Below are 2,626 nucleotides of genomic sequence, written 5' to 3'. Positions count from 1 at the left end.
CAAAGCCTTCCTGGCAAGAGCACGTATGTCCGCGACAGATTTCGAGACCATGGTCGCTGCGCTGCTGGCCGGCGATCACGTCGCCGCGCTGGCGGAAGCCCGTCGCCTGAAGGCGGCCGGGATTTCAGCCGAACATATCGTCACCGACGGCCTCGAAGTGGCCATGGGGCGCCTCGACGAAAAGTGCACCGTCGAGCAGTTCAACCTGCTCGAGATCATGCTCGTCGGCCGCGCCGTGTCGGTGGTGGTACAGGACCTTTACCCGGAGGGCATGCCGCCGGCCGGCGGACGGGCGAGCTTCGTCATCGCCACGCTCGAAGGCGACGTGCACGACCTGGGCAAGAACATCGTGAAAATGGTGCTGATCGGCAAGGGCTACCGCGTCGTGGACCTGGGGCGCGACTGCCCGGTGGAGGTGCTCGCCGAGGCGGCCGAACGGGAGCGCGCCACGGCCGTGCTGGTGAGCGGGCTGATCAGCCCCATCGTGCCGCAGGTGCGGCGGGTTCGCGCGGCCCTGCAGGCGCGCGGGCTTGACGGCCTGCCGGTGGTCGCCGGCGGCGCCGCCCTCAAGCAGCTCACCGCGGCCGATCTCAACGTCGATTACGTGGCGGAAACCGCCTTCGATGGCGCCAGCTATCTCGAGCGCCTGGCGACGGAGGGCAAGGGATGAATTCGCTTGAACGCCTGATCGCGGCGGTCCGTTTCGAAGCGACGGACCGCACCCCTTTCATGCCGCAACTGTTCGGCCTCGCCGCCCGTGCGGCCAGCGTCGCGATCGACGCCTACGCTCGCGGCGGCAGCCTCATGGCCGAGTGCCAGTTACGCCAGCAGGCGCGCCTGGGCAATGACGCCGTGTTCGCCTTCTCCGACCTCGGTGTCGAGACCGAGGCCCTCGGGTCGCGGCTCAAGTATTACGAGCACCAGTACCCCGAGGTGGTCGACTACGCGCTGGCGCCGGGCGACGATCCGGCGCGCCTCAACCTGCCCGATCCGACCCGCGACGGCCGCATGCCGGGAGTGCTCGACGCCCTCGGCGCGCTGCGCCGCGCCTTGGGCGATACGGTCATGGTCGCCGGCGGCGTGGCCGGGCCGATGACGCTGGCGGCGCAACTCTACGGCGCCGAGAAGGCGCTGTTTCTGACCATGGACGACCGGCCGCGCTTCGAGGCCGCGCTCGACCTTGCCGTGGCGGTGGCGAGCCGTTACGGCGCGGCGCAGCTCGCGGCCGGCGCGCACATGGTGATGGTGCTGGACCCGATGGCCTCGCCCGCCGTCATGCCGCCGGAGTTCTTTCGCGAACTGCTGCTGCCGCGCCTGCAACGGCTGATGGCGGGCCTGCGCGCGGCGGGGACGCTGACCACCTGGCTCAACATCGCCGGGCCGACGGCGCCGATCCTGCCGCACTACGCCGAGATCGGCGCCGGGATCGCCACCTTCGACTATTACGTCGAGCCCGCCACGGCGCGCAGCCTGCTGCCGCGCACCTGCCTGCTCGGCAACCTCACCTCGCTGGATTTTCTGGCGCCGTCGCCGCAGGCGCTGACGACGCAGGCGCGGCGGCTGATCGCCGCCTTCGCCGACCGCGGCGGCTACATCCTCTCGTCCGGTTGCGAGATTCCGGCCGAGGCCGGCGAGGGCAACGTTGCCGCGCTCGCGCAGCTTGTGACAGGAGGCTGAAGGCCATGCCGCTGCTCACCGTGGTGGTTTCCGGTGAAGCCCATCGCCTCGAGTACGCGCCGGGGCCCTCGCTGCGCGAGATTCTCGACGCCACCCACTACCGGGTTCGCTCCGCCTGCCTCGGCCTCGGCGCCTGCGGCCTGTGCCGCGTGCGCCTGCTCGCCGGTGACTGCGGCGCCCCGAGCGATGCCGAGCGCGTCCAGCTCGGCGCCGCCGATCTCGCCGCGGGGCTGCGGCTCGCCTGCCAGTGCCGGCCGGCCGGCGACCTCGACATCGAGATCGCCAGCCCGGCGGCGGCTTCGGAATGGCGCACGCCTCCCGCCGGCCTGTTGTCGGCGGCGACGCTGTCGCGGCTGCCGGACCGGCCGCCGCCGGCCGGCCTGCGCCACCCGCTCGGGGCGGCGGTCGATCTGGGCACCAGCCACATCACGGTGGCCGTGTTCGACCTGCTCTCCGGACAACTGCTGGCCGCGCGCTGGGGGCGCAATCCGCAGGGACGCTTCGGTGCCGACGTGGTCACGCGCCTGGTGGCCGCCGAGAATCCGGCGACCGCGGCGACGCTCGCCGACATCGCCCGCAAGGCCATCGGCGCGGCGCTCGCCGACATCGCCACGCGCGAGGGGCTGGACCCCGCGCGCATCGGCCGCGTCGCGGTGGTCGGCAACACGGCGATGACCGCCCTGCTGTCGGGCCGCAATCACGGCCTGCTGCTGCAACCGGCACGCTGGACCTCGCCGATCGACTGCGTGCCGCAAGACATCGACTGGGCCCCGGTGCTCGGCGTTGCGCCGGGTGCCGCGATCGAGCTGGCGCGGCCGCTGGGCGGTTTCGTCGGTTCCGATCTCGTGGCGGGCCTGATCGCAGGCGATTTCATGGCCGGGGCGGAACCCGCGCTGTTCGTGGACTTCGGCACCAATTCGGAAATCGCGCTGCGCGTCGGCGACCGGCT

3 protein-coding genes are annotated in these 2,626 nt (G+C 72.0%); all 3 read left to right on the top strand.

Annotation, left to right across the window (positions count from 1 at the left end; genetic code table 11):
- On the top strand, nucleotides 1-670 hold a 670-nt coding region (locus tag WC493_RS23420; RefSeq protein WP_373069092.1), incomplete at its 5' end, for a B12-binding domain-containing protein.
- On the top strand, nucleotides 667-1,677 hold the full coding sequence (locus WC493_RS23415) for a uroporphyrinogen decarboxylase family protein (protein ID WP_373069090.1): 1,011 nt from the start codon (nucleotides 667-669) through the stop codon (nucleotides 1,675-1,677). The genes WC493_RS23420 and WC493_RS23415, both read left to right, overlap by 4 nt.
- 5 nt (nucleotides 1,678-1,682) lie before the next feature.
- Nucleotides 1,683-2,626, top strand: a 944-nt coding sequence (locus WC493_RS23410; RefSeq protein ID WP_373069088.1) for a 2Fe-2S iron-sulfur cluster-binding protein, incomplete at its 3' end; no start/stop codon positions are given.

The sequence above is a fragment of the Zavarzinia sp. genome (genome assembly GCF_041650655.1).
In the GTDB taxonomy this organism is placed as follows: domain Bacteria; phylum Pseudomonadota; class Alphaproteobacteria; order Zavarziniales; family Zavarziniaceae; genus Zavarzinia.
Note: the sequence above shows the minus strand (reverse complement) of the source record. Positions and strands in the feature narration are given on the sequence as shown.

Excerpts from the sequence above, each read along its gene's own strand:
- WC493_RS23415 (WP_373069090.1), top strand. The coding sequence starts at position 667 with ATGAATTCGCTTGAACGCCTGATCGCGGCGGTCCGTTTCGAAGCGACG.